Origin of the sequence: Maritalea porphyrae (assembly GCF_027213965.1) — a bacterium.
Taxonomy (GTDB): domain Bacteria; phylum Pseudomonadota; class Alphaproteobacteria; order Rhizobiales; family Devosiaceae; genus Maritalea; species Maritalea porphyrae_A.
The window spans coordinates 369463-390803 of record NZ_JAPWGX010000003.1 but is presented as its reverse complement, the minus strand read 5'-3'; the positions used below and the strand labels follow the sequence as shown (position 1 = coordinate 390803).

General features: G+C 49.7%; 21 protein-coding genes. 8 read left to right on the top strand and 13 right to left on the bottom strand.

All coding sequences use genetic code 11. The annotated features are described in order from the left end of the window. Nucleotides 1-41 precede the first annotated feature (41 nt). Nucleotides 42-809, top strand: coding sequence for a helix-turn-helix domain-containing protein (locus O4H47_RS10745; RefSeq protein ID WP_269393978.1), 768 nt, complete (start codon nucleotides 42-44; stop codon nucleotides 807-809). A 78-nt stretch (nucleotides 810-887) separates the two neighbouring features. Here O4H47_RS10745 and O4H47_RS10740 read toward each other — a convergent pair whose 3' ends face one another. Further along, entirely contained in the window at nucleotides 888-1265 is a 378-nt protein-coding gene (locus tag O4H47_RS10740; protein WP_269393977.1) for an MAPEG family protein, read from the bottom strand. Nucleotides 1266-1583: 318 nt separating this feature from the next. Between O4H47_RS10740 and O4H47_RS10735 the strand changes: the two genes are divergently transcribed. Further along, nucleotides 1584-2240, top strand: a complete 657-nt coding sequence (locus tag O4H47_RS10735; RefSeq protein ID WP_269393976.1) for a hypothetical protein — start codon at nucleotides 1584-1586, stop codon at nucleotides 2238-2240. A 48-nt stretch (nucleotides 2241-2288) separates the two neighbouring features. Here the strand turns inward: O4H47_RS10735 and tuf are convergent, their stop codons facing one another. Together tuf and O4H47_RS10725 are read right to left on the bottom strand one after the other, a co-directional pair. Further along, the gene (gene tuf, locus O4H47_RS10730) at nucleotides 2289-3479 is read right to left on the bottom strand and encodes an elongation factor Tu (RefSeq protein ID WP_269393975.1); all 1191 of its coding nucleotides are present in this window, start codon (nucleotides 3477-3479) and stop codon (nucleotides 2289-2291) included. 130 nt (nucleotides 3480-3609) lie between these two features. Further along, entirely contained in the window at nucleotides 3610-4560 is a 951-nt protein-coding gene (locus tag O4H47_RS10725; RefSeq protein WP_269393974.1) for a nucleoside hydrolase, read from the bottom strand. Between the two features lie 455 nt (nucleotides 4561-5015). On the opposite strand from O4H47_RS10725, the gene O4H47_RS10720 reads away from it, so the two are divergent. Then, the gene (locus O4H47_RS10720) at nucleotides 5016-5942 is read left to right on the top strand and encodes a calcium/sodium antiporter (RefSeq protein ID WP_269393973.1); all 927 of its coding nucleotides are present in this window, start codon (nucleotides 5016-5018) and stop codon (nucleotides 5940-5942) included. 63 nt (nucleotides 5943-6005) lie between these two features. Here O4H47_RS10720 and O4H47_RS10715 read toward each other — a convergent pair whose 3' ends face one another. The 9 genes from O4H47_RS10715 to O4H47_RS10675 form a co-directional block, all read right to left on the bottom strand. After that, nucleotides 6006-6320: a TraR/DksA family transcriptional regulator gene (locus tag O4H47_RS10715; protein ID WP_269393972.1), complete on the bottom strand. Its 315-nt coding sequence runs from the start codon at nucleotides 6318-6320 to the stop codon at nucleotides 6006-6008. Nucleotides 6321-6399: 79 nt separating this feature from the next. Further along, a complete protein-coding gene (locus O4H47_RS10710; RefSeq protein ID WP_269393971.1) occupies nucleotides 6400-7791 on the bottom strand; it encodes an MATE family efflux transporter in 1392 nt (463 codons plus the stop codon). A gap of 18 nt (nucleotides 7792-7809) precedes the next feature. Beyond that, nucleotides 7810-8409 carry a DUF2239 family protein gene (locus tag O4H47_RS10705; RefSeq protein WP_269393970.1) on the bottom strand — a complete coding sequence of 200 codons (600 nt, stop codon included), beginning with the start codon at nucleotides 8407-8409 and terminating at the stop codon, nucleotides 7810-7812. A 92-nt stretch (nucleotides 8410-8501) separates the two neighbouring features. Then, complete coding sequence (locus O4H47_RS10700; RefSeq protein WP_269393969.1) at nucleotides 8502-9509, bottom strand: alpha/beta hydrolase; 1008 nt, start codon at nucleotides 9507-9509, stop codon at nucleotides 8502-8504. A 144-nt stretch (nucleotides 9510-9653) separates the two neighbouring features. Beyond that, nucleotides 9654-10907, bottom strand: coding sequence for a Tm-1-like ATP-binding domain-containing protein (locus tag O4H47_RS10695; RefSeq protein ID WP_419719615.1), 1254 nt, complete (start codon nucleotides 10905-10907; stop codon nucleotides 9654-9656). After that, complete coding sequence (locus tag O4H47_RS10690; protein ID WP_269393967.1) at nucleotides 10908-12395, bottom strand: aldehyde dehydrogenase; 1488 nt, start codon at nucleotides 12393-12395, stop codon at nucleotides 10908-10910. Nucleotides 12396-12397: 2 nt separating this feature from the next. Continuing rightward, on the bottom strand, nucleotides 12398-13879 hold the full coding sequence (locus tag O4H47_RS10685) for a tripartite tricarboxylate transporter permease (RefSeq protein WP_269393966.1): 1482 nt from the start codon (nucleotides 13877-13879) through the stop codon (nucleotides 12398-12400). A gap of 9 nt (nucleotides 13880-13888) precedes the next feature. Next, complete coding sequence (locus O4H47_RS10680; RefSeq protein ID WP_269393965.1) at nucleotides 13889-14467, bottom strand: tripartite tricarboxylate transporter TctB family protein; 579 nt, start codon at nucleotides 14465-14467, stop codon at nucleotides 13889-13891. A 63-nt stretch (nucleotides 14468-14530) separates the two neighbouring features. Next, nucleotides 14531-15472, bottom strand: a complete 942-nt coding sequence (locus O4H47_RS10675) for a tripartite tricarboxylate transporter substrate-binding protein (RefSeq protein WP_269393964.1) — start codon at nucleotides 15470-15472, stop codon at nucleotides 14531-14533. A 133-nt stretch (nucleotides 15473-15605) separates the two neighbouring features. Between O4H47_RS10675 and O4H47_RS10670 the strand changes: the two genes are divergently transcribed. Both O4H47_RS10670 and O4H47_RS10665 read left to right on the top strand, forming a co-directional pair. Beyond that, complete coding sequence (locus O4H47_RS10670) at nucleotides 15606-16379, top strand: IclR family transcriptional regulator (RefSeq protein ID WP_269393963.1); 774 nt, start codon at nucleotides 15606-15608, stop codon at nucleotides 16377-16379. A 45-nt stretch (nucleotides 16380-16424) separates the two neighbouring features. Beyond that, the gene (locus O4H47_RS10665; RefSeq protein ID WP_269393962.1) at nucleotides 16425-17783 is read left to right on the top strand and encodes an aminotransferase class III-fold pyridoxal phosphate-dependent enzyme; all 1359 of its coding nucleotides are present in this window, start codon (nucleotides 16425-16427) and stop codon (nucleotides 17781-17783) included. 14 nt (nucleotides 17784-17797) lie between these two features. Here the strand turns inward: O4H47_RS10665 and hpaR are convergent, their stop codons facing one another. Continuing rightward, complete coding sequence (hpaR, locus tag O4H47_RS10660; RefSeq protein WP_269393961.1) at nucleotides 17798-18271, bottom strand: homoprotocatechuate degradation operon regulator HpaR; 474 nt, start codon at nucleotides 18269-18271, stop codon at nucleotides 17798-17800. Nucleotides 18272-18377: 106 nt separating this feature from the next. Here hpaR and O4H47_RS10655 point away from each other — a divergent pair, with 106 nt between their 5' ends. Genes O4H47_RS10655 through hpaD form a run of 3 tightly spaced genes read left to right on the top strand, consistent with a single transcriptional unit; the run spans nucleotide 18378 to nucleotide 21341 of the window. Next, a complete protein-coding gene (locus O4H47_RS10655; protein WP_269393960.1) occupies nucleotides 18378-18767 on the top strand; it encodes a 5-carboxymethyl-2-hydroxymuconate Delta-isomerase in 390 nt (129 codons plus the stop codon). A gap of 16 nt (nucleotides 18768-18783) precedes the next feature. Next, nucleotides 18784-20301 carry a 5-carboxymethyl-2-hydroxymuconate semialdehyde dehydrogenase gene (gene hpaE, locus O4H47_RS10650; protein ID WP_269393959.1) on the top strand — a complete coding sequence of 506 codons (1518 nt, stop codon included), beginning with the start codon at nucleotides 18784-18786 and terminating at the stop codon, nucleotides 20299-20301. 59 nt (nucleotides 20302-20360) lie between these two features. Beyond that, nucleotides 20361-21341, top strand: coding sequence for a 3,4-dihydroxyphenylacetate 2,3-dioxygenase (gene hpaD / locus O4H47_RS10645; RefSeq protein ID WP_269393958.1), 981 nt, complete (start codon nucleotides 20361-20363; stop codon nucleotides 21339-21341).

Below are 21341 nucleotides of genomic sequence, written 5' to 3'. Positions count from 1 at the left end.
ATTTGCGCAATCCCATAGATTGGCTAAAGGAGTACAAGCAGATGAACAGTTTTGGCCACATACTAAGTGCGGAGCGCAAATCTCGCGGTGTTAGCCAACACCGTCTTGCAACAGATGTTCAAACAACACAACGGCATTTGTCTTTCTTAGAAACGGGGCGTTCCAAGCCAAGCCGAGAAATGATCATTCGCCTATCGGAGACCATGCAATTGTCGCACAATCAGCGTGGCGAACTGTTCGAGGCTGCGGGCTTCACTTCACCCTACAGTCAGCGGAATCTGGATAGCAAGAGCATCCGCAAAACCATTGAACTCATGGAAAAATATGTTCTCGCAAACTGGCCCTACCCCGGTTTAATTCTGGACCCAGAAATGAATATCCTGAGTTTCAACCAAAGCGCAAAGTCGCTGTTCATGCTGCCTAACACGTCGGATGCACCGATGAATGTTTATGATGTGCTTTTGAGCAACGGCTTCATGGAGCGTGTACAAAACTGGGAAGAATTGAGTTGGGCCGTCTATCTGCGCTTACGACGTCAGGCCCAAAAACACCCTCAATTTCGCCAAAAATTAGAAAGTTACGAGGCGGCGGGCCTGTTTGATGACGCGATAAAACGCCTTGCTCACTCCTCAGAGGTACCGCCATTCATTCCAATTATGATGGAATTTGAAGATGGCACACGATTGCAATTCACCTCAATTGAAGCGGGGCTTTCCACAGTTCATGATGACATCCTATCCGGCATCACCATTGAACTGGTGCTACCGATAAATGAGGAGAGCGATAAGCTGATGCGCAATCAGCCTTGACCAAACGCCAACCTTGCAACCCACAGGGCTTCACCCACCAAACAGTGCTATTATTGCAAAATATTGACGTCCGCTTTTTTACCCAAAAAATGGCAGAGCCATCATCACCAGCCCAAGGAATCCGACCACCCAAACAATCGAACGCAACCAAGGCACGGCTAGAACATAAGCAACAACATAAACAACACGTGCACCAAGAAACAATTCGGCACCAGCCAAAGCAGCTACTTCATGCCCCTGCATAATGGACAAAATGGCGAGCGGCAAAAATAGAAAGAGGCTTTCTTTAAGATTGATCAGCGCGCGTTCTGCACGTTGCCCCGCCAACGGCAAAGAAGGCAAATCATCGCGACTGCCCACGTAACGGTTCAAGCCAATCTGAAAGAACCGCATAGTCGCAGGCGTCAAAAGCTGCACAATGTAAAGTGCAAGCACAATCAAAATCACATAAGTCATACGCATCTCCTCCGGCGTTTTGCCAGCTTCATCAGAGCACTTAAGCCAATATCGCTTCTAACCGCAAACCAACAACGCCCCCCTACCAACGCAAGAGTGAATCGATATTGTACGCCTAGCGGTAGGCACAGGATAGGCAAATCAAACGCAAACGCCTAACGCTTCTTTGACGCACGCAAACTGAATCTCGGTTCACCCCCCGGCTTGACCCATTCACAACACAAACCAAATTGTCCGGTCAGCAAGTGGGCAGTTGATGAGGTTAGTTACTTTGATCTAGACTAGGCTGGTTCCGTCATTAGATTACTAGGAATTCTCATGTTTCGTTTTTTGTGCTTTTTCTTGTTGTTTGCCTCACCGTGCTATGCTGCAAATATAGGTATCCACGGCAATGACAGTAATACCCTAAACGCAATATCGTTTACCGGGAACTTCATCAAAGGCGATCTGCTGCGGCTCCAAAGCCACATCTCAAAGTTGCCCGACAAAAAATATGCTGCGGTTTTTTTCGAATCTGATGGAGGCTCAATCAATGAAGCACTAGAAATAGGATTATATATCCGGAAGATGGGCATACGGACAGTTGTTCCTCAAAATGCGAAATGCCTTAGCGCCTGCGCGTTCGCCTTCTTGGCGGGCTATGACGCAAGAAACAGGGAACCTTGGCGGACAAAAAGCAGTGAGAGCCATCTCGGATTCCATGCGTTTTGGAGCACTTATGAAGATCGCGCGTATTCACGTGATGAAGTCGAAGAAGAAGTGCGCTTTACGCAGATCATTACCATGGCATTAATCAACTATTTCGGCCAAATTGATGCGCCCACAGAACTTCTTGCTATGTCATTGAGCTACGACTCCGACGACATGCTTTACTTATCAAACAGCGACGCGCTTCAAACAGGTATCAACGTCTGGGACGATGTATCAGATGAAATGATCTATGCAAAAAACGTGATGTCCCTCGGAACAAAATAAAAGGGCGACCCGAAGGCCGCCCTAATGCATTCTCAGTCTTAAAAAAGACTACTCGATGATTTTTGAAACGACGCCGGCACCAACGGTACGGCCACCTTCACGAATAGCGAAGCGCAGTTGTGCTTCCATCGCGATCGGTACGATCAATTCAACATTCATCTCAACGCGGTCACCAGGCATCACCATTTCGGTGCCTTCTGGCAATGTCACAACACCAGTCACGTCAGTTGTACGGAAGTAGAACTGTGGACGGTAGTTGTTGAAGAATGGCGTGTGACGACCACCCTCGTCTTTCGTCAGAATAATCGCTTCACCAATGAACTTGGTGTGCGGTGTTACTGAACCTGGCTTACAAAGAACTTGACCACGCTCAACTTGCTCACGGTCAACACCACGGATCAAAGCACCGATGTTGTCGCCAGCTTCACCGCTGTCGAGCAACTTACGGAACATTTCAACACCAGTAACGGTTGTTTTCTGGGTGTCTTTAATGCCAACGATCTCAACTTCTTCGCCAACTTTAACAATGCCACGCTCAACACGACCGGTAACAACTGTACCACGGCCAGAAATTGAGAACACATCTTCAATTGGCATCAAGAACGGCTGATCAATAGGACGTGCAGGTGTTGGGATGAAATCATCAACAGCTTGCATCAACTCAAGGATCTTGTTCTTGCCGATTTCGTCATCACGGCCTTCAAGCGCTGCCAAAGCAGAACCAGAAACAACTGGAATGTCGTCGCCTGGGAATTCGTAAGATGATAGCAACTCACGGATTTCCATTTCAACCAACTCAAGCAACTCTTCGTCGTCAACTTGGTCAACTTTGTTCATGAACACAACAAGCGCTGGCACACCAACTTGGCGAGCCAACAAAATGTGCTCACGTGTTTGTGGCATTGGGCCATCAGCTGCGTTAACAACCAAAATAGCACCATCCATTTGTGCCGCACCAGTGATCATGTTTTTCACATAATCGGCGTGTCCTGGGCAATCAACGTGCGCATAGTGACGATTGTCTGTTTCATACTCAACGTGAGCTGTAGAAATCGTAATACCACGTGCTTTTTCTTCTGGAGCTTTATCAATCTCGTCAAAAGCTGTCGCAACACCACCTTGAGCCTCAGCCAATACTTTCGTAATCGCCGCTGTCAATGTTGTCTTGCCGTGGTCAACGTGACCAATCGTTCCAATGTTTACGTGCGGTTTGTTCCGCTCAAACTTTTCCTTCGCCATGCGTCATATCTCCGTTCGCTTAGCATCCGGCCAAATAAACAAGGGAACACACCCTGCCGGAAATTCGAGGGTCTATTACCTGAAAAAAACAAACAACAAAAGCCCTAATTTCATGCAACGTAAGAACCGGCTAATATTGCGCCAATCGTTCAATCAATAATGCAAAGAATCTTTGCTTGTTTGCCTTAAATGCCCATTCAACGTTCGGGGTATTTTCAGTCACCCCCCAAAAGTCCACAGCTGTGTGTCCCCTTGTCAATTTGCTTGTGGTTTCTATGGCTACATGACAGGGTTTTAGATCAAAAATAGATGGCTCAAGCAACCAAGCAATTGTGCACGGGTCGTGCAACGGACCGCCCTCAGCGCTGTATTTTGCCGCGTCATATTGACCAAAAAAATCAAGCATCCCGGCAGAAGCATGCGCCACCTTATTGTCGAGCGAGCGAATATCGGCCACCAATTGGGGGTCTGTCATCACTTGGTGCGTCACATCCAAGCCAAACATCACGATGGGACGGCCACAACGCATCACCACATCTGCTGCGTGCGGATCAACGTAAATATTAAACTCGGCAGAAGGCGTCACATTGCCCCCTTCAAAACTCGCACCACCCATCAGAACAATTTGTTTGATCTTGGGCAAAATGTCAGGCGCCTTGCGCAACGCCATTGCAATATTGGTTAGAGGCCCAGTTGGTACCAACGTGATTTCGTCGACATCAGCAGCACGCAACGTTTCAATGATGAAGTCAACGCCATGCTGATCGCGTTTTTTGATCGTCGGCTCAAAAAAATCGATGCCATCAATCCCCGTTTCGCCATGCAAATACTCCGCGGTGAACAATTGCTCGACCATAGGACCATCACATCCTGCAAAAACAGGAACATCCAAACGCCCCGCCATCTCCACAAGAATTCGACAATTCAACTCTGTACGTGCCAATGGCACATTGCCGCCACACGCCACTACGCCACGTACATCAAGTTCGGGCGCATTAAGCGCCAAGAACAACATAAGCGCGTCATCCTGGCCGGGATCGCAATCGATAATTATTGGGATTTTTTGTGACGAGTTTGACATAGATCCTCCAGTATCCAGCAGACTCTATCTTGTTCAAAACTTCAATTGTCAACCTTCTCACCAATTGACGGGCGACCCGATGGATAAACCAAACGAGCCGCCCTATTCGGGTTAGGGCCGAATAGTTCGCGGCTCAATAGGCTCAATTGGATTGATTGGAGCAGTGCCGAAGCCAATTTGGAATGAAGGTTCACTCAAAACCATGAAACGGAGCACAATCCATATGAGGCTAAATTTTATTCGTGGGGCAATTAGTATTCCAAAAGGACATTATCGCTGGACGGGGCTAGAAGTGCAACGTTGCAAAGCTATAAGATAGTTTTCTCAGCCTTTGAAAACGAATACCCTCTGGGCGCACAAATATTGTCTTCAGCCACTTGTGGCGCAAGGCGGTCACCACCACCTTCAGCAGGTTGCAATAATGCAATTTGAACTTTCGATATCGGATGCACTTGATGGCATTAACTCTTCTCTTTTTATTCGCTGGTTTGGTCTTGCTGTTTGTGGGCGGTGAAAGCCTCGTCCGCGGCAGCGCAGCTCTGGCGGTTCGCTTACGTGTACCCGCATTTGTAGTCGGCCTTACAATTGTGGGGTTTGGAACATCGATGCCAGAGTTATTGGTTTCGCTAAGCGCGGCACTAAAGGGTGCACCAGACATTGCAATGGGCAATGTCGTCGGATCAAACATTGCAAACATCCTGCTCATCCTTGGTGTTTCGGCCCTGCTCTTACCTCTGAAACAAGAGTTTTCTAAATCCGCACGCGACATTGGCGTGATGGTCTTTGCCGGATTACTGCTTGTCGGGCTGAGTGCGATTGGCATTATCGAGCGTTGGGCTGGTCTCTTGATGGTGGGTTCACTCGCAACCTATGTGATTTACATTCTATTCTTTGCAAAACAAGGAACAGAGGCGCAGGTTGAACTCCCATTTTCAAGTAATGGCCTGGTGAAAGAAATAGCCTTCGTCGCAATCGGTTTGGTAAGCCTCGTCATTGGGGCTGAATGGCTGGTAGACGCTTCAACAACCATTGCGCGGTCGTTTGAAATACCAGAAGCCGTTATCGGACTGACAATCGTTGCAGTGGGCACAAGCCTGCCAGAACTTGCAACTTCTGTAATGGCCGCATTAAAACGAGAATCCGATATCGCGGTCGGTAACATTTTGGGATCCAACATTTTCAATATTTTGGGAATCCTAGGCGTCACCGCCATCATTACGCCAATTGCAATAAGCCCAACCATGGCAACGTTTGATATACCAGTAATGATTGCTGTTTTCTTCTCACTTGCCATGCTGATCTTTTTCCTGGGGAGGATAAGTCGCATTGCTGGGATTAGCGCACTCACACTCTACGCGGGTTATGTCGCATATCTATACTAGCTCTCTAAACGAAAAAAAGGCACCGCGAACGGTGCCTTTTTCTTAAGCCGATACAATGGGACGCTACATACAGTGTTTGCACTTGGTAGCATAAGCAACAATATCTAACCGTGCTTCTGAGATGTCTTCGCCACAAGAAATGCAGACGCCGTAGGTTCCGTTTTCCATTCGGCTGAGCGCGTTCTCTATTTTTTGCAGTTCTTGCTTTCCTGCATTGCCCAGCCCCTCAAGCATCTCATCATCTTCGCGCTCAACAGCACGTTCTTCCACATCAGGGTCTGGAGTATCATCCAATCGGTCTTCAATTTTGTGCAAACGCTCATCAAGCTCCGCTTTGCGAGCCTGCAAACGGGTCCGGTAAATCTCTAAATCACGCATAATACACCCCTTTCAATCGTTGAGCACATTGTGTCAGAGATGGGCTTGCGCCAAATTGATCTGGCGCAAGTCAAAGCTTTTATGCAGGCACCGGCAAAAACACGCCACCACGATAACCTTTGCGCTTTTGCACAATCGCCAGCACCGCAATGGTTAGTCCAACCATAATGATATCTCCAATTGGAGCAGCAATCCAAATACCTGACTCGCCCAAAAACCGAGGCACTGTAAACAACAACGGCAGACCAATCAGGTAATTGCGTGAAAGGCTTAAAATTGCTGCACGTTTAGCGTCACCAATGGCCTGAAAGAAGCCGGATAGAATTATGGCAGGACCCGCCGTGAAATACATGATCATGACATAGGGCAACACGCGCGCGGTCTCAGCAATCATATCCGCATCTTTGACGAATGAGCCAGCAATTGGACCTGCAAATGAGATAAAGACCACTTCAATGATTACGCAATAAACCAGGGCCACAATAAGTGCCGTCTTGGTGCTGACATTCACACGCGCGGGTAACTTGCCGCCAAAATTGTTGCCAGCAATAGACTGAAATGCCATCGAAATCCCGAGCAATGGCATGAAGGAAAACGTCATAAGCCGTGTGATGATGCCATAAGCCCCAACGGTCACCGTATAGTCATCTGAACCATAGATCTTGAGCAAAGCAACAACACTGCCCGCGATCAAAGAGATTGAAAGATAGTTCAAACTCAGCGGCGCGCCCAAGGCCAGGTTTTCTTTTGCTACCCGCACAAATGTCGCCATATTTGGCAGGTGAAAACCAAGCTTTGAAAACCCGCGCAATCGATAGATCATTATTGCACTCAGCGAGCACAGCTGGGCAGCAACTGTACCCCAAGCAGAACCAGCGACGCCCATATCAAGCATCACGATAAAGATGTAATTGAAAACCATATTGAGCAACGTCACACCGACCGAAACCAGTGTCATGAACCCCATCTTCCCTTCGCTGCGTAAAGCATCAAATTGAACAGAGAGGATGAAAATTAGTGGCGAGGTAAACATCATGATCGACATGTATGTCCATGCCATGCGCGTCAACTCAGGGTCACCATCGGTAACCCACGCCACCAATTGATGGCCAAAGACCAAAAAGACCAACATTAAAACAGCACTGACGGCGATCCCCATAACTATGGCCACGGCAAAACTGTCGGCCGCTCCCCGCAAGTCGTTCGCCCCAAGCCGTCGCGCAACAATGGAAGCAAAGCCATTTGAAATCATTGTGGTCAGCGAATAAATCAGCATTTGCACCGGAAACATAACCGTGACGGCAGTCAGAGCAGCGGAGCCAACAAAGATGCCAAGAAAATAGGCATCAACAAGATTAAACAGACCATTGACCACCATGATCATGATAATAGGCAAAGCGGTTGTCAAAAACAGTTTACCGATGGGTTGGGTCAAATAGTTATTATTTTCAACAGTTTGAGATTCAGTCATGAATCATTTCCTTAATAGTCACGCACCCGCAGGTGGCAAAAAAACATCTCTTGAAATCTGGGCTAAGTGGTTTTTCAACCCGGTAGGCCAATCTGCAATTTGTGCAAAAAACTGCTCTGCATCACCTGCAAAAAGCGCCCGAATGGCCTCTTCGTAATTGGGCAAGTCTCCGGCTACTGCCGTCATAAGTTTGTATGCGGTCTGCTGCCCTGCACGTTTATCTTTGTCGCCGTCAGCCACATGCATCGCCTCACCTACCAGCTTGCGCAATGTCACAGAAGCACCGCCCCGCTGCTCACGCAGCCACTCCCAATGGCGCGGCAACAAAGTCACCTCTTTGCTCACAACTCCGAGCTTGGGGCGTCCAGGGCGCTTGGGTGGCGCAACGGCTTCTTCCAACGGCTGTTTGCTGGCCATTCGACCGAAGACGTCTTCCATTGATCCGCGCAGGTCCAACTCAATGACGTTGGATTTCTGGTTGTCAAAAACCAAAATCATATCATTTGGGTTTTGATCATGGTGCCGCTTCACTTCGTGCACCACTTCCGCCAACGTACCGCTGGCGATCAACTCATGGCCCACAAAGGCAACACATTCCAAATCTGGTGAATAAGTCACAACAATAGTCTCCGCGTTTTGTTGCGAGAGTAATACCGGGGTAAAACTATGGAGTCAATAAAACCCGGGTAAAATATTTTACCCGGATAAAACTAGCTTAGTTTGTCAGCCAAATAGGGCAGACTGCGGTCATATCGATAATCAATCGAGAAATGGTCATCTGGGAATTCTTCGTACACATGATCAATTCCCGCTCCATTCAACTTGTTTTGCATCCGACGCGCCACATAAACAAAATTGAACTGATCGACATCCCCGCAATCAAGCCAAATGCCTTTGAGGCTTTTCAAGTCCTCGATATGCTGATCAAAAATATGCAGCGGGTCCCACTCAAGCCACTTGGCCCAGCGCGACTTATCAAGTTCGCAAGTGTGCAGATCAACGGGTAATCTGATCCCACAAAAGGCTTCCGGATCAGGGTCATAGGTTGCCCCCATCGCCAAAATCATAAGCGCGTGAATGTCATCGTGACTTGGGTTGTGGTTTTCTTCAACTGCCCCCACAAACTTCTCGACTGATCCATCATGTTTTGCCAATGCACGCAAGGCTTTGGGCATATCCGGCAGATAAGCAACATCAAACCCCATATCGCCTGAATGGCAAGCAATAGCAGACCATGTATCCGCATAAAGCATGCCGTGGACCATCGCCGCATATCCACCGGACGATTTGCCGATAACGCCACGTTTGCCATCGCCACCGCAACCAAATCGACCTTCGATTTTGGGCAGCATTTCCTTGATCAAAAAGTCCGCCCAGTTCCCCATGGCCGCAGAGTTGATATATTGATTGCCGCCAAGTCGGGTAAAGCAATCTGGAAAGACAATAACGCAGGGCTTCATGTCACCACTAGCAATCAAACGGTCCAATCGTGCCGGCACATTCTCATCAAACCCTCGCCAATTGGTACGGCTCAAGCCACTCCCCGTGTATCCAGCTAAATCAACGATGATAGGCAAGCCCACACCATCGTGTCCGTGGGGCACATAGACGTCCACGTCACGCAGAGTATGATCGCCAAGCATGTTCGATGTTAGCGCTTCAGATTGAACCTGAATGCGATGAATGGTGCCCTGTGGCAGAGAGTAATCGCGACGCATATGTCACCCCTTGTTTCATTTGAAGCAAAGGTAACAAGCAACAAAAAATCCAGCTACAGCATTTTTGGCTCAAAACGCAGATTTACAGCCATTCACCCCATTGAGTTCTGATTTAGTTTCGCCCATTATCATTGCACAGGCTTTTTAGTTTGCTTTTCGCACAACAATGCCTTGGGCCAACCACTCATCAAAAATCGCTAGCGCCGTTTCGCAAAACTGAGCATCATTGATGTGGCAATCAAGTTCGGTGAACCCAACGGGTGGCTGCACAGACTTTGCTAATTCTTCAACAAAGGCCGCATGGCTTTGCGGTTCATGTGCTGGTTCACCCGGCTTGTCCCATTCTTCAACACCCTGCTTTGGCGAGATTATGTGCACAGGCGCTTTGCTCTCTGATGCCCTCGCCCCAATCTCGCGCGCAACTTGTCGACGCTCCTCAGCATTCAACGTCGCCGACGCCAACAATCGATTGTGAGCATGAAAAGATCGATCGCTGAACTGATCAGGAAACGGTTGCCAGCCGGGGAAATCCACCAAATCCACGCAACCGGGCGCAATAATAGCGGGCGTTTTTGAAGCAGCTGCCCCGCGCAACCGATTGGGTCCCGAATTCACGCTTGAGCCCATCATATGATTGCCCATTTCTTGCGGTGCAAAATCCATCACACATGCAAAAGCCCCTTCCCGCGCCAAATTCTCAAACGCCATACCGCCCATGCCCGTCGCATGAAATATCGCCACTTCAAAACCACGCTCTTCAAGCGCAGGTTTGAGCACTTTCATATATTTCAAGCACGACGAACCAAGACTGGTCATGCCAACCATTGGCTTTTTTTGTGTCGGCATTTCCACCGCACGCGCAGCGCCCAAAACGGCACCCGCCGCTTGGCTCAGCGAAGCTTTGCAAACCGAATTAAGGCCATAAAGACCACCCGCCCACAAAATCATTTGTGTATCAGTTGCCAACCGCTCAGCAGGGATCAGAGTTGAAAATGCAATGGTGGAGATAATGTATTTCGGCACCCCAAGCGGCAACGCCCGCGCGCAATCCAGCGCAAGATCAGTCCCCATAGACCCGCCCATCGCGATCATGCCATCAATACGCCCGGCCTTATGCAGCATTTGGCAAAGCGCCGACGATCCGCGCGCCATAATTTGCATGGCAGTGTTTTCATCGCCACTATCGATGGCCTCGTCAATGGAAGAATTGGCGGCTTCCGCCACTTGATGCTTGGAAATGTCAGTAGGCATCGCCGGATCACCCAACACACTCACGTCCATAGTGAGCACCTTACCGCCCTGCCCCTGAATAGCTTTAGTTAGATAGTCCAATTCATCAGACTTGGTATCATAAGTGCCAATCACCAATATTGTTTTGTCTTGTGTCATCAGTGCCACCTACAATTGAATCCAAGCCGTCTTCAGGTTTTCAAATTTCTCTAAGGCATGCAGCGATTTGTCCGCCCCGTTGCCTGATTGCTTCATGCCCGCCAGCGGCACATTGTTGCCCGCACCGCCATATGTGTTCACATGCACCACACCAGATTTGATGTTGCGCACCATCCGGTGGGCCCGCGACAGATTGGACGTCCAAACGGCGGCGGCCAAGCCAAAGTCCGTGCCATTCGCCAATGCAATCGCTTCTTCTTCACTATCAAATGGCGTAACGCCAACCACGGGACCAAACACTTCGTTTTGGAACAAATCCATCTCTGGTCGAACATCTGTAAAAATCGTGGGCTGCATATAATAACCGCCTTTTTCGGCGTGCAGTTGCTTCCCCCCACAAACCAAAGTCGCGCCCTCAGCAATAGCGCGCTCCACGAAAGCTAGATCGCCTTCTAGCTGCTGCTTAGTGGTGATAGCACCGATACTATTAGTCAGCTCCAACGGGTCGCCCACAATCAGCTTTTCGGCCTGTACTTTCAACCGCTCAACAAATGCATCATGGATGGACCGTTCCACCAAAATGCGCGAACCAGCAACACACACTTCACCCGAATTGCGGAAAATACCAGCAGCCGAAACCTTCGCTGCATGGTCAATGTCTTCGACGTCTGCAAACACCACGTTCGGCGATTTACCGCCCAACTCGAGGTAAAGTCGTTTCATGTTCGAGCGCGCAGCATAATCCATCAACCGGCGACCAGTACCACCAGACCCTGTGAAGGTGATGATATCAATGGCTTGATGAAGGCCCATCGCCTCACCTGCCACGGCGCCATTGCCGGTGATGACATTTAGCACGCCCGCTGGCAATCCAGCTTCCATGCACAATCCCACCAACCTAAGCAGACTTAGTGATGCCGCTTCCGAGGGCTTTAACACGACAGAATTCCCTGCCGCTAATGCAGGTGCAATTTTCCATGCGCCAATCATTAAAGGGAAATTCCAAGGCACAATCGCCCCGACAACCCCAACCGGCTCGCGATGCACCAGCGCCAACACATTGTCCGCAGTCGGCGCGATCTCGCCATAAACCTTGTCGATCGCCTCAGCATAGAACCGAAATGTTCCCGCAGCTGAACCGGGTTCCGCTTTCAGCGCCATTCCGATTTCGGTACCATTGTCTCGCACCCCGAGCACAGCAAGCTCTTTTGCGTTCTGATCAATCAAGTCCGCAATCTTGTGCAATATCTTCATGCGCCCAGCCGGTGCCATGCGAGACCAGTCACCACGTTCAAACACATCACCCGCCGCGCGCACCGCGACATCAACATCATCAGAGGTTGCCGCAGCAATGGTGGTGAGCTTTTGCCCATCGATTGGGCTAACTACCTCAATCACCCCACCATCAGACGCATCCTGCCATTCGCCATTGATCAGCAACTTCTGCGGCGCAATCGCCTGACGACGCAAACCGTCAATCTCAACTTGAGTAATCATAATCAAACGTCCTCAGATTTCTTTGCTCGAAAGAGCGAATAGATGTGCGCCACCAAAACGATCACAATGATACCAAACAACACCTGCGCCACTGGCCGCTCGATAAACTCAAATATATTTTCAACCCGCGCCATGCTCGTGCGAAATTTAACTTCCATAATTCCACCCAAAACCATCCCGAGAATGATCGGGACGATTGGCAAATTCAAACGCTTGAGCATTAAGCCGAACATGCCAAATGCAGCTGCAATGGCGCAATCGATCATCGAGTTGCGCAGCGAATAAACACCAACAAAACTCAAAATCAGGATGATCATGCCCAAAAACCGATTTGGGATAAGCACAACTTTGGTCAACCAGCGCGTCGCACCCAACAAAAACACGAATGCCAAAACATTCAGCGCGATCAGCGCCAAATAAAGGCTGAGCACAAAATCAAAATCGTTTGTGAACAATTGTGGACCGGGAATGACATTGTGAACATAAAACACTGAAAGCATCATGGCAGTAAGTGCCTCCCCCGGAATGCCAAGCGCCAACAAGGGGATCATCGCAGCAGCAGGCACAGCATTGTTCGCCGCTTCGGATGCAACCAACCCTTCAGGCGCGCCTTTGCCAAAGTTCTCACCGTTACCTGAGGTTTTGCGGGCCAATGAATAGGAAAAGAATTGCGCCAAAAACTCCCCAACACCCGGAATCATGCCCATAATTACGCCAAAGCCGGCTGATGGAATTACGATTTTCGGCATCCGCAGCACTTCTTTAAGACCGTCAAACAAACGCCCAACAAGCGCGGGTGGCTTATTGTCTTCATCTTCACCAACCAAAAGCAAAAATGCCTGAGAGAGCGCGAAAAGTCCCAACACAACAACGATCAAGTCGATACCTGAGGCAAGCCAAGTCTGCTCAAAGGTAAACCGCTGGGTGTAGCGAATGGATTCTAAGCCAATCGTATTGATGAAAATGCCCAAACACAGCAGTGCGCCAGCTGCCAAAGCCTGTCCGCGATGGGTAACGACCACCAACACCATACCCAGCAAGGCGGCCAGAAAAATTTCGCGCGACCCAAACATGGGCGCAACCGCTGCCAAAACGGGCGACAGGCTGATGAGCGCGATAATCGAAATGATCGCCCCACAAAAACTCGCTCCAAACGCCAAAGATAAGGCCCGCGTTGCCTCTCCTCTCTTGGTCATGGGAAAACCATCATATGTGGTGAGTGCATTCACCGCTGTGCCTGGCGTATTGACCAAAATCGCGGGGATCGCGCCGCCATACATGGATGATCCATACACCCCAAGCAGCAAGGTCAGGCCAACAATTGGCTCCATCGCAAAAGTCGCGGGTAGCAAGATCGCAATCGCAATGGCGGGTCCAACACCAGGAATAGCGCCGATCACCACCCCACCCACAGAACCGATAAGCAAAGCAATTGCCACATCAATTCGCGCCAAAGCACTTAAACTTGTTAAAAGGAGATCCACAAACAGCCCCTAGAGATAAAGAATAAAGAAGCTGCGCACAGCATCGGGAAGATATTCATAGGTTACGCCGCCTGGTATTTTGACCTGCAAGAAGCTTTTAAAGACCAAGACGATCAACACGCCAGTGAGCACAGCAAAGGCAAAATGCGCACGGCTTCGGTAGCCCAATCGCCATGTCATCAACATCAAAAACCCAACGGTTACCGGCAAATAGCCCACAATGGGCACCAGATAGACATAGGCCATGAACCACAGCACATATTCGCCAGCACGAAGCCACGTCAGCACTTCGGCCACAAAGCCTGGGGCCTGCAACCCATTACGATGAAACCAGAATTGTAGCATTTGGAAAAATCCAAAAATCAGCATTCCAACAATGCCGATCGCTGACCATAGTCCGGGCTGTTTTTCAATCGGCATGCCGTCAAAAAACTTAGCTTGCGTCCCCAGCTGACTGGCCAAGAACACTGCAACCAAAAACGTACAAACACCAAACCACACCAACGCAGAACTGTAAGGGGAAGAAAAATAGTCCTCGACCCTCTGTGCTTGGTTGGATTTACTGCCAATCTCATTTGTCTGGATCATGATCCGAATAATCTCGCTTTATGGTATTGGTCGGGACTATCCGCCCCGACCAATATTGCATATTTATTCGGCAAATTTGGCAATAGCTTCCGCCACAACCCCATCAGCTGCAATTTGTGCGGCTGAATCTGCAGCGTTTTTCCAGTAAACACCTGCACCTGTTTCCGCAGCCAATTTTTGCGCAGCTTCACTTGCCATTGCTTTTTTGGCAGCAGCCGCGATTTTCTCGCGCACGTCCGCTGGCGTATCCTTGTGAACAAATAGACCGTTCCACAAAGCAATATTTAGCGAAGGCTCAAGTTCCCCAACCGTTGGGCTATCTGGCACCAATGGAATACGCTCAGAGGTAACCGTTGCCAACACGTTCACCTTATCCATACAAGGCAGAATGAGCTGCAACGTGGTGTTGATCACGTCTGCATCGCCCGAAGCAAGCGTGTTACAATCCAGCGCATCAAATGCAGCGTTTGAGTAATAACGTGTGCCGTTCTTCTCACCCAACGCCATCGTCACTTGCGTTGGGATCAGGAATGATCCGAAATGCCCAAGCAACAGCTTATTGTCCTGCGAATATGCAGCCAACTCATCCATGTTTTGGTACGGCGCATTTTTGGACGCCGCAATTACAAATGGATAAGTCAGGAAAATACCAACTGGCTCAAAGGGGTCTGGATTAAGCGCCGGAATACCCACATAAGGCCCAACCAGCGGCACATCCACTACAAATGATCCGATTGTATAACCGTCCGCTGGCGCCCCGGCGACTTCAGCAGCCCCCGGAAACGGGCCACCGCCCCCACCTGGCTTATTCACCACAGCGGCGGGCACGCCGTACATGGTTTGAAATTCTTCTGCGATCATGCGCGTAAGCACATCTTCCAAATCACCTGGTGGAAATGGCACCACAAATGAAACGGGTTTTTCTGGGTATTCAGCAACCGCTGGCGAAATAATCGCCAAAACAGAAGCCATCCCCAAAAGGATTACTGAAATTAATGCGCGCATGGTTTCCTCCCTCACAGCGTCAAAAACACAATCGGTTCACTATTGTCACCAACGGTGCAATTAATGGTTGCATTGTGAAACAATATGAGTCAAGATTTTTGTTAGCATGTGAATGAATTGGACTTGAACAGGCATGAAAACTGTCGACAAAGCGATGCACCTCCTAAGCTATTTCACGCCATCTCAACCCGAGATCGGCCTGTCAGAACTTGCGCGCCTCGCCCAAATGGATAAGGCGACCACACGACGTATTCTTGTGTCGCTGGGCAACCATCACTTCATCGAACAGAATCAGATCACCAAGTCATATCGCTTGGGCAGTGGCTTCTTGCACCTCGCGCGCATTCGCGAAGCAACAACGCCCATCACCGCAATTGCAACGCAGACTGTTGATTGGTTATGCGAAACAACAAATGAAACGGCGCACGCAAGCGTTGCTGGACCAAACGCGCTAATCACCGTTGCGCACAAAGAACCCATTCGCGGCACAGTGGTGATGATCGATCCCACAGAACCATTGCCCTTTCATGCCACAGCCTCGGGAATCATATTCTTAGCATTTAACGATAACAGCTTGATTGAAAAGGCATTAGCCAATCAACTCAATCGCTTTACCGATCAAACTGAAACAGACCCAGAAGTATTGCGACATCGTGTGAGCCAAGCGAAAAATGACGGCTACTATCTCAACGAGCATGGATTTGAATCAGACGTCGCGGGCATCGCTGCGCCTTATTTTAATGCCGATGGCACCGCCGCCGGTGCCATAGCCGTCGCCATGCCCATTTCACGCAAAACCGAAGAGTTGGTGAACAAGACCAAACGCCACGTGGCTGCAGCATCCGCGCGCATCACCACGGCCATCGGCGGTGTTGTACATCCCAACGTTCAAAAACTGATCACCTAATATGTTCAAACCAACTAGCAATTCAAATACGTAAAAGGAGCCACCATGCGCGATTCAAATTTCTTGAAAGAGAACAACGCCAAACATATGTGGCACCCAATGGCGCACCCTGCCGATATGCGCTCCAATCCTCCCACCATGATTACTGGAGCAGAAGGCGTTGAAATCATCGACATCGATGGACACCGCACGCTCGATGCTGTGGGCGGATTGTGGAACGCAAATTTGGGTTACTCTGTCGAAAGCATTAAACAGGCAATGACGGAGCAACTGATGGAACTGCCGTATTATTCGGCGTTCCGGGGCACCACCAACGACAAGGCGGTGGAACTTTCCTATGAGCTGAGTGAATGGTTCAAACCCGAAAAAATGGTGCGCTCATTTTTCACCTCTGGCGGCTCTGACTCAGTTGAAACCTGCCTGCGTCTAGCCCGCCAATATCACAAAGTTCGCGGCGAAGGCGAACGTACAAAATTCATCAGCCTCAAAAAAGGCTATCACGGCACTCATTTTGGTGGCGCGTCGGTCAATGGCAACGCCAATTTCCGCCGTAACTACGAACCATTATTGCCCGGCTGCTTCCAACTGCCAGCCCCCTGGACATATCGCAACCCGTTCAACACCGCTAACCCGCAAAAAATTGCCAATCGCATCATTGCCCTGTTCGAAGAAGAAATTGCCTTTCAGGGCGCAAACACAATCGCTGCAATGATCATGGAACCAGTTCTGGGCGCTGGCGGTGTTATCGTACCACACGAAACATTCATGCCGATGGTGCGCGAAGTGTGCGACAAACATGGCATCTTGCTAATCGCTGACGAGGTAATCACAGCCTTTGGACGCACCGGCGCCATGCACGGCTCACGCCTTTGGGGAGTTGCTCCGGATATGATGTGTACCGCCAAGGCGGTCACCAACTCATATTTCCCTTTCGGTGCCGCCATGATCGGCGAAAAAGTCGCAGAAGCTTTTGAAGCCAACAAAGACGCAACCGGCAATATTGGCCACGGCTACACCTATTCAGCCCATCCGGTAGGTTGTGCGGCTGCGTTGGCGACGTTGGCAGAAACCAAAAAGGCACGTGTTTGGGGAAATGCTAAAGAGCGCGGCGTAGAACTACAAGCGGGGCTTGCCCAACTCAAAGAAAAGCATCCTATCGCTGGTGACACCCGTGGCATAGGGCTGATGGCCGCAATTGAATTGGTAGCGGACCGAGAAACGAAAGTCCCAGCTTCAAAAGCCGCCATGGCAGCCGCATTTGAAGGAGCTTATGCTGACGGGGTCACTATTCGGGTTTCTGGCAACAATATCATTCTGTCACCCCCCCTGATCATCACGTCCAACGATGTCACAAGAATGATGAGTGCATTGGACAAAGGCCTAACCGCCGCTGCAAACGCGTAAAAACAAAAGCGTCGCTACTTTGCGGCGCCATTTACTTTGGTTTGCAACTCATCGAGCAGATCAACCAACTGACGCAATTTGTCTTCGCCGAATGCATCCACAATTTCTTCGTAAATAGCAGCGCCTTTTGGCGACACTGTTGCAATGAAGCGCAAACCTTCTTCGGTAGCACTAAACAGCATCCGTCGACCGTCGTTCTTGTCACGACGACCCACAATCCACCCATTTCCTTCAAGCGTTTTGAGCATCCTCGTTAAACTTGGCGGCAGAATACAGGCGTGATGTGCCAAATGGCTGGCATCCAATTCGCCCGCTTCACTCAAAACACGTAACACGCGCCATTGCTGCTCCGTTAACCCGTGCGCCGCCAACATGGGCCGAAAATGCGCCATAACCGACTCTCGGGCTCGCAACAAAACAATGGGGAGTGACCGGTTGGTTTTTTCCAATAGTTGCTCAGCAGTCATGTTTTGATTCTCACCGTTCATTTTTTAGAATTCGCCCAAAACCGCCAAAAATGCAAGAAAACATACCTTCAGCGCATATTGACAATACTAGGCATATTACTTAACATGTTAATTGTTAGGAGCGAATATGCCACATCTAGTGATCCAATATTCAGAGAATATCGAGCCCCGCATTGATATGAAACAACTGTGCGATCAGTTGGGCGATACAATCTGCGCTTCTGACATGTTCCCTAAAGGCGGTGTGCGGGTGCGCGCATATCCGGCGGCTGCATACTCTATTGCAGACCAACACCCACAAAACGCATTCATCGATTTGGTCTTACGCATTGGCGCAGGTCGGACTCAAGACCAAAAACGCAACTTCGGCCAAGCCCTGATCGATCAAGTCAGCGAAATCTGCCAAGACCTGTTGGCTGAACCACATTTCGCATTGTCCCTCGAAATCATCGAAATTGATCCAGACCTGAGCTGGAAAGTGAACACCATCCATCCTCGCCTCAAGTCGAACAGCTAGAATTAGGACCCCAACTATGGCCAGTTTTCAATCCAATGTTGAAAAAGCAAATAGCTATCTAGAACGGTTCCGGCGAGACGGCGTAACCAATTATATCAATGGTGAAGCCGTCCCCGCAGCCGATGGCACAACGTTTGAAAGCATCACCCCTGTTGATCTTTCAAAACTATGTGACGTAGCTCACGGCAAATCTGAAGATATTGACCGTGCCGCAAAGGCCGCACACGCAGCTTTTAAAAGCTGGTCCACCATGCCCGGCACGCAGCGCAGAACCATTCTACACGCCATAGCTGACGGCATTGTAGCCCGTGCCGAAGAAATAGCGCTGATCGAAAGTATGGACACAGGCCAATCCATGCGTTTCATGTCCAAAGCGGCATTACGCGGTGCCGATAATTTCCGCTTTTTCGCTGATCGCGCGCCCACAGCGCAGGACGGACAGTCTCTGCGCAATGCGGGTCAGGTCAATATGACCACGCGCCATGCCATCGGTCCGGTTGGGGTCATCACCCCGTGGAACACACCTTTCATGTTGTCCACATGGAAAATTGCTCCCGCCCTCGCCGCCGGTTGTACTATTGTGCACAAACCCGCCGAGTTTTCGCCGCTAACCGCACGTTTGCTTGTGGAGATCGCTGAAGAAGCGGGCTTACCCAAAGGCGTTTGGAATCTTGTCAACGGATTGGGCGAAGACGCTGGCAAAGCCCTGACCGAACACAAATTGATCAAAGCCATTGGATTTGTTGGCGAAAGCCGCACTGGTTCTATGATTATGGCTCAGGGGGCACCAACCCTAAAACGGGTCCACTTTGAACTTGGCGGCAAAAACCCAGTGATTGTTTTCGCCGACGCGGATTTGGACCGTGCAGCAGAAGCTGCAGTTTTCATGATCTATTCGCTCAATGGCGAACGCTGCACATCTTCTTCTAGGCTTTTGGTTGAACAATCGATCTACAATGAGTTCACGGCCAAAATCGCTAAGAAGGCGAGTCAGATCAAAGTAGGCCACCCACTAGACCCAGAAACCACCGTTGGCCCCCTGATCCACCCTGTGCATGAAAAGAAAGTGCTCGAATATTTTCAAATCGCCAAGCAAGATGGCGCAACAATTGCGTTGGGCGGCGAAAAATTTGCTGGTCCGGGCGGCGGTTGCTATGTCAAGCCAACCCTTTTCACCAATGCCAACAATAAGATGCGGATTGCTCAAGAAGAGATTTTTGGCCCTGTGCTCACCGCCATTCCCTTTGCTGATGAAGCAGATGCCTTAGAAATTGCCAACGATATCGACTACGGCCTTGCCGGATATGTTTGGACAAATGATGTCAACCGCGCCTTCCGTGTTTCCGATCAATTACAAGCAGGCATGGTTTGGGTTAATTCAGAGAACTCACGCCATTTGCCCTCGCCTTTTGGTGGCGTCAAATCATCGGGCATTGGCCGCGATGGCGGCGATTGGTCATTTGACTTCTATATGGAAACCAAAAACATCGCCTTTGCGACAACTGAACATAAAATCCCAAAACTAGGTGGATGATCGCGTTTAATTCTGCGAGCATGAGATCAGACATGCGCGCGAACACTTGAGGAAATATCATGCCATTACCAGAGCATAATCTGTACCCGCCATTTAACGTACTGCGCCTTAGCCATGTTGAGTTTGTGGTCACCAATTTGGTCGCCAGCCGCGCCTTTTATGTGGATACACTGGGCCTGCAAATCACCCACGAAGATGATAACGAAATCTATCTTCGCGCCATGGAAGAACGCGGCCACCATTGCATCATCCTGAAAAAAGGCGAAAAAGCACAGGCCAACGTTTTGGGCTTCAAGGTTTATGATGAACCTGAATTGGATAAGGCCGAAGCTTATTTCCAATCAAAGGGCCGCCCGACAGCATGGATAGAACGCCCCTACCAAGGCCGCACCCTGCGCACATCAGACTGCCACGGCATTCCACTTGAGTTCTATTTCAAAATGGATCGTCTTGAGCCCATCCACCAGAAATATAAGCTCTACAATGGCGTCAAACCGCTGCGCATTGACCATTTCAATGTCTTCTCCCAAGACGTTGATGAAAGCGTCGCCTTTTATGCAGACTTTGGTTTCCGCACCACCGAATATACTGAAGACGATGAGAGCAAACGCCTTTGGGCCGCATGGATGCACCGCAAAGGCGGCGTGCATGATATGGCATTCACCAACGGCCTTGGTCCTCGCCTTCACCACACCGCATTTTGGGTGCCAAATCCGCTCAATATCATTGATCTCTTGGATTTAATGTCCACCACTGGCTATGTGGCCAACATTGAACGCGGTCCGGGTCGCCACGGCATTTCCAATGCATTCTTCTTGTACATTTTGGATCCCGACGGTCACCGGATCGAGATCTATTGTTCAGACTATCAAACGGTTGATCCAGATCTTGAACCCATCAAATGGGACCTAAAAGACCCGCAACGCCAAACACTTTGGGGTGCACCTGCACCACGCAGCTGGTTTGAACATGGCAGCACTTTTGAAAATGTGGAACCGACCATGTCAGATCTTGCAGCATCACCAATCATTGCACCATAG

Bases quoted from the DNA above. Each gene is read 5' to 3' on its own strand.
- O4H47_RS10745 (WP_269393978.1), top strand. From the start codon at position 42: ATGAACAGTTTTGGCCACATACTAAGTGCGGAGCGCAAATCTCGCGGT.
- O4H47_RS10740 (WP_269393977.1), bottom strand. From the start codon at position 1,265: ATGACTTATGTGATTTTGATTGTGCTTGCACTTTACATTGTGCAGCTT.
- O4H47_RS10735 (WP_269393976.1), top strand. From the start codon at position 1,584: ATGTTTCGTTTTTTGTGCTTTTTCTTGTTGTTTGCCTCACCGTGCTAT.
- tuf (WP_269393975.1), bottom strand. From the start codon at position 3,479: ATGGCGAAGGAAAAGTTTGAGCGGAACAAACCGCACGTAAACATTGGA.
- O4H47_RS10725 (WP_269393974.1), bottom strand. From the start codon at position 4,560: ATGTCAAACTCGTCACAAAAAATCCCAATAATTATCGATTGCGATCCC.
- O4H47_RS10720 (WP_269393973.1), top strand. From the start codon at position 5,016: ATGGCATTAACTCTTCTCTTTTTATTCGCTGGTTTGGTCTTGCTGTTT.
- O4H47_RS10715 (WP_269393972.1), bottom strand. From the start codon at position 6,320: ATGCGTGATTTAGAGATTTACCGGACCCGTTTGCAGGCTCGCAAAGCG.
- O4H47_RS10710 (WP_269393971.1), bottom strand. From the start codon at position 7,791: ATGACTGAATCTCAAACTGTTGAAAATAATAACTATTTGACCCAACCC.
- O4H47_RS10700 (WP_269393969.1), bottom strand. From the start codon at position 9,509: ATGCGTCGCGATTACTCTCTGCCACAGGGCACCATTCATCGCATTCAG.
- O4H47_RS10690 (WP_269393967.1), bottom strand. From the start codon at position 12,395: ATGATTACTCAAGTTGAGATTGACGGTTTGCGTCGTCAGGCGATTGCG.
- O4H47_RS10680 (WP_269393965.1), bottom strand. From the start codon at position 14,467: ATGATCCAGACAAATGAGATTGGCAGTAAATCCAACCAAGCACAGAGG.
- O4H47_RS10675 (WP_269393964.1), bottom strand. From the start codon at position 15,472: ATGCGCGCATTAATTTCAGTAATCCTTTTGGGGATGGCTTCTGTTTTG.
- O4H47_RS10670 (WP_269393963.1), top strand. From the start codon at position 15,606: ATGAAAACTGTCGACAAAGCGATGCACCTCCTAAGCTATTTCACGCCA.
- O4H47_RS10665 (WP_269393962.1), top strand. From the start codon at position 16,425: ATGCGCGATTCAAATTTCTTGAAAGAGAACAACGCCAAACATATGTGG.
- hpaR (WP_269393961.1), bottom strand. From the start codon at position 18,271: ATGAACGGTGAGAATCAAAACATGACTGCTGAGCAACTATTGGAAAAA.
- O4H47_RS10655 (WP_269393960.1), top strand. From the start codon at position 18,378: ATGCCACATCTAGTGATCCAATATTCAGAGAATATCGAGCCCCGCATT.
- hpaE (WP_269393959.1), top strand. From the start codon at position 18,784: ATGGCCAGTTTTCAATCCAATGTTGAAAAAGCAAATAGCTATCTAGAA.
- hpaD (WP_269393958.1), top strand. From the start codon at position 20,361: ATGCCATTACCAGAGCATAATCTGTACCCGCCATTTAACGTACTGCGC.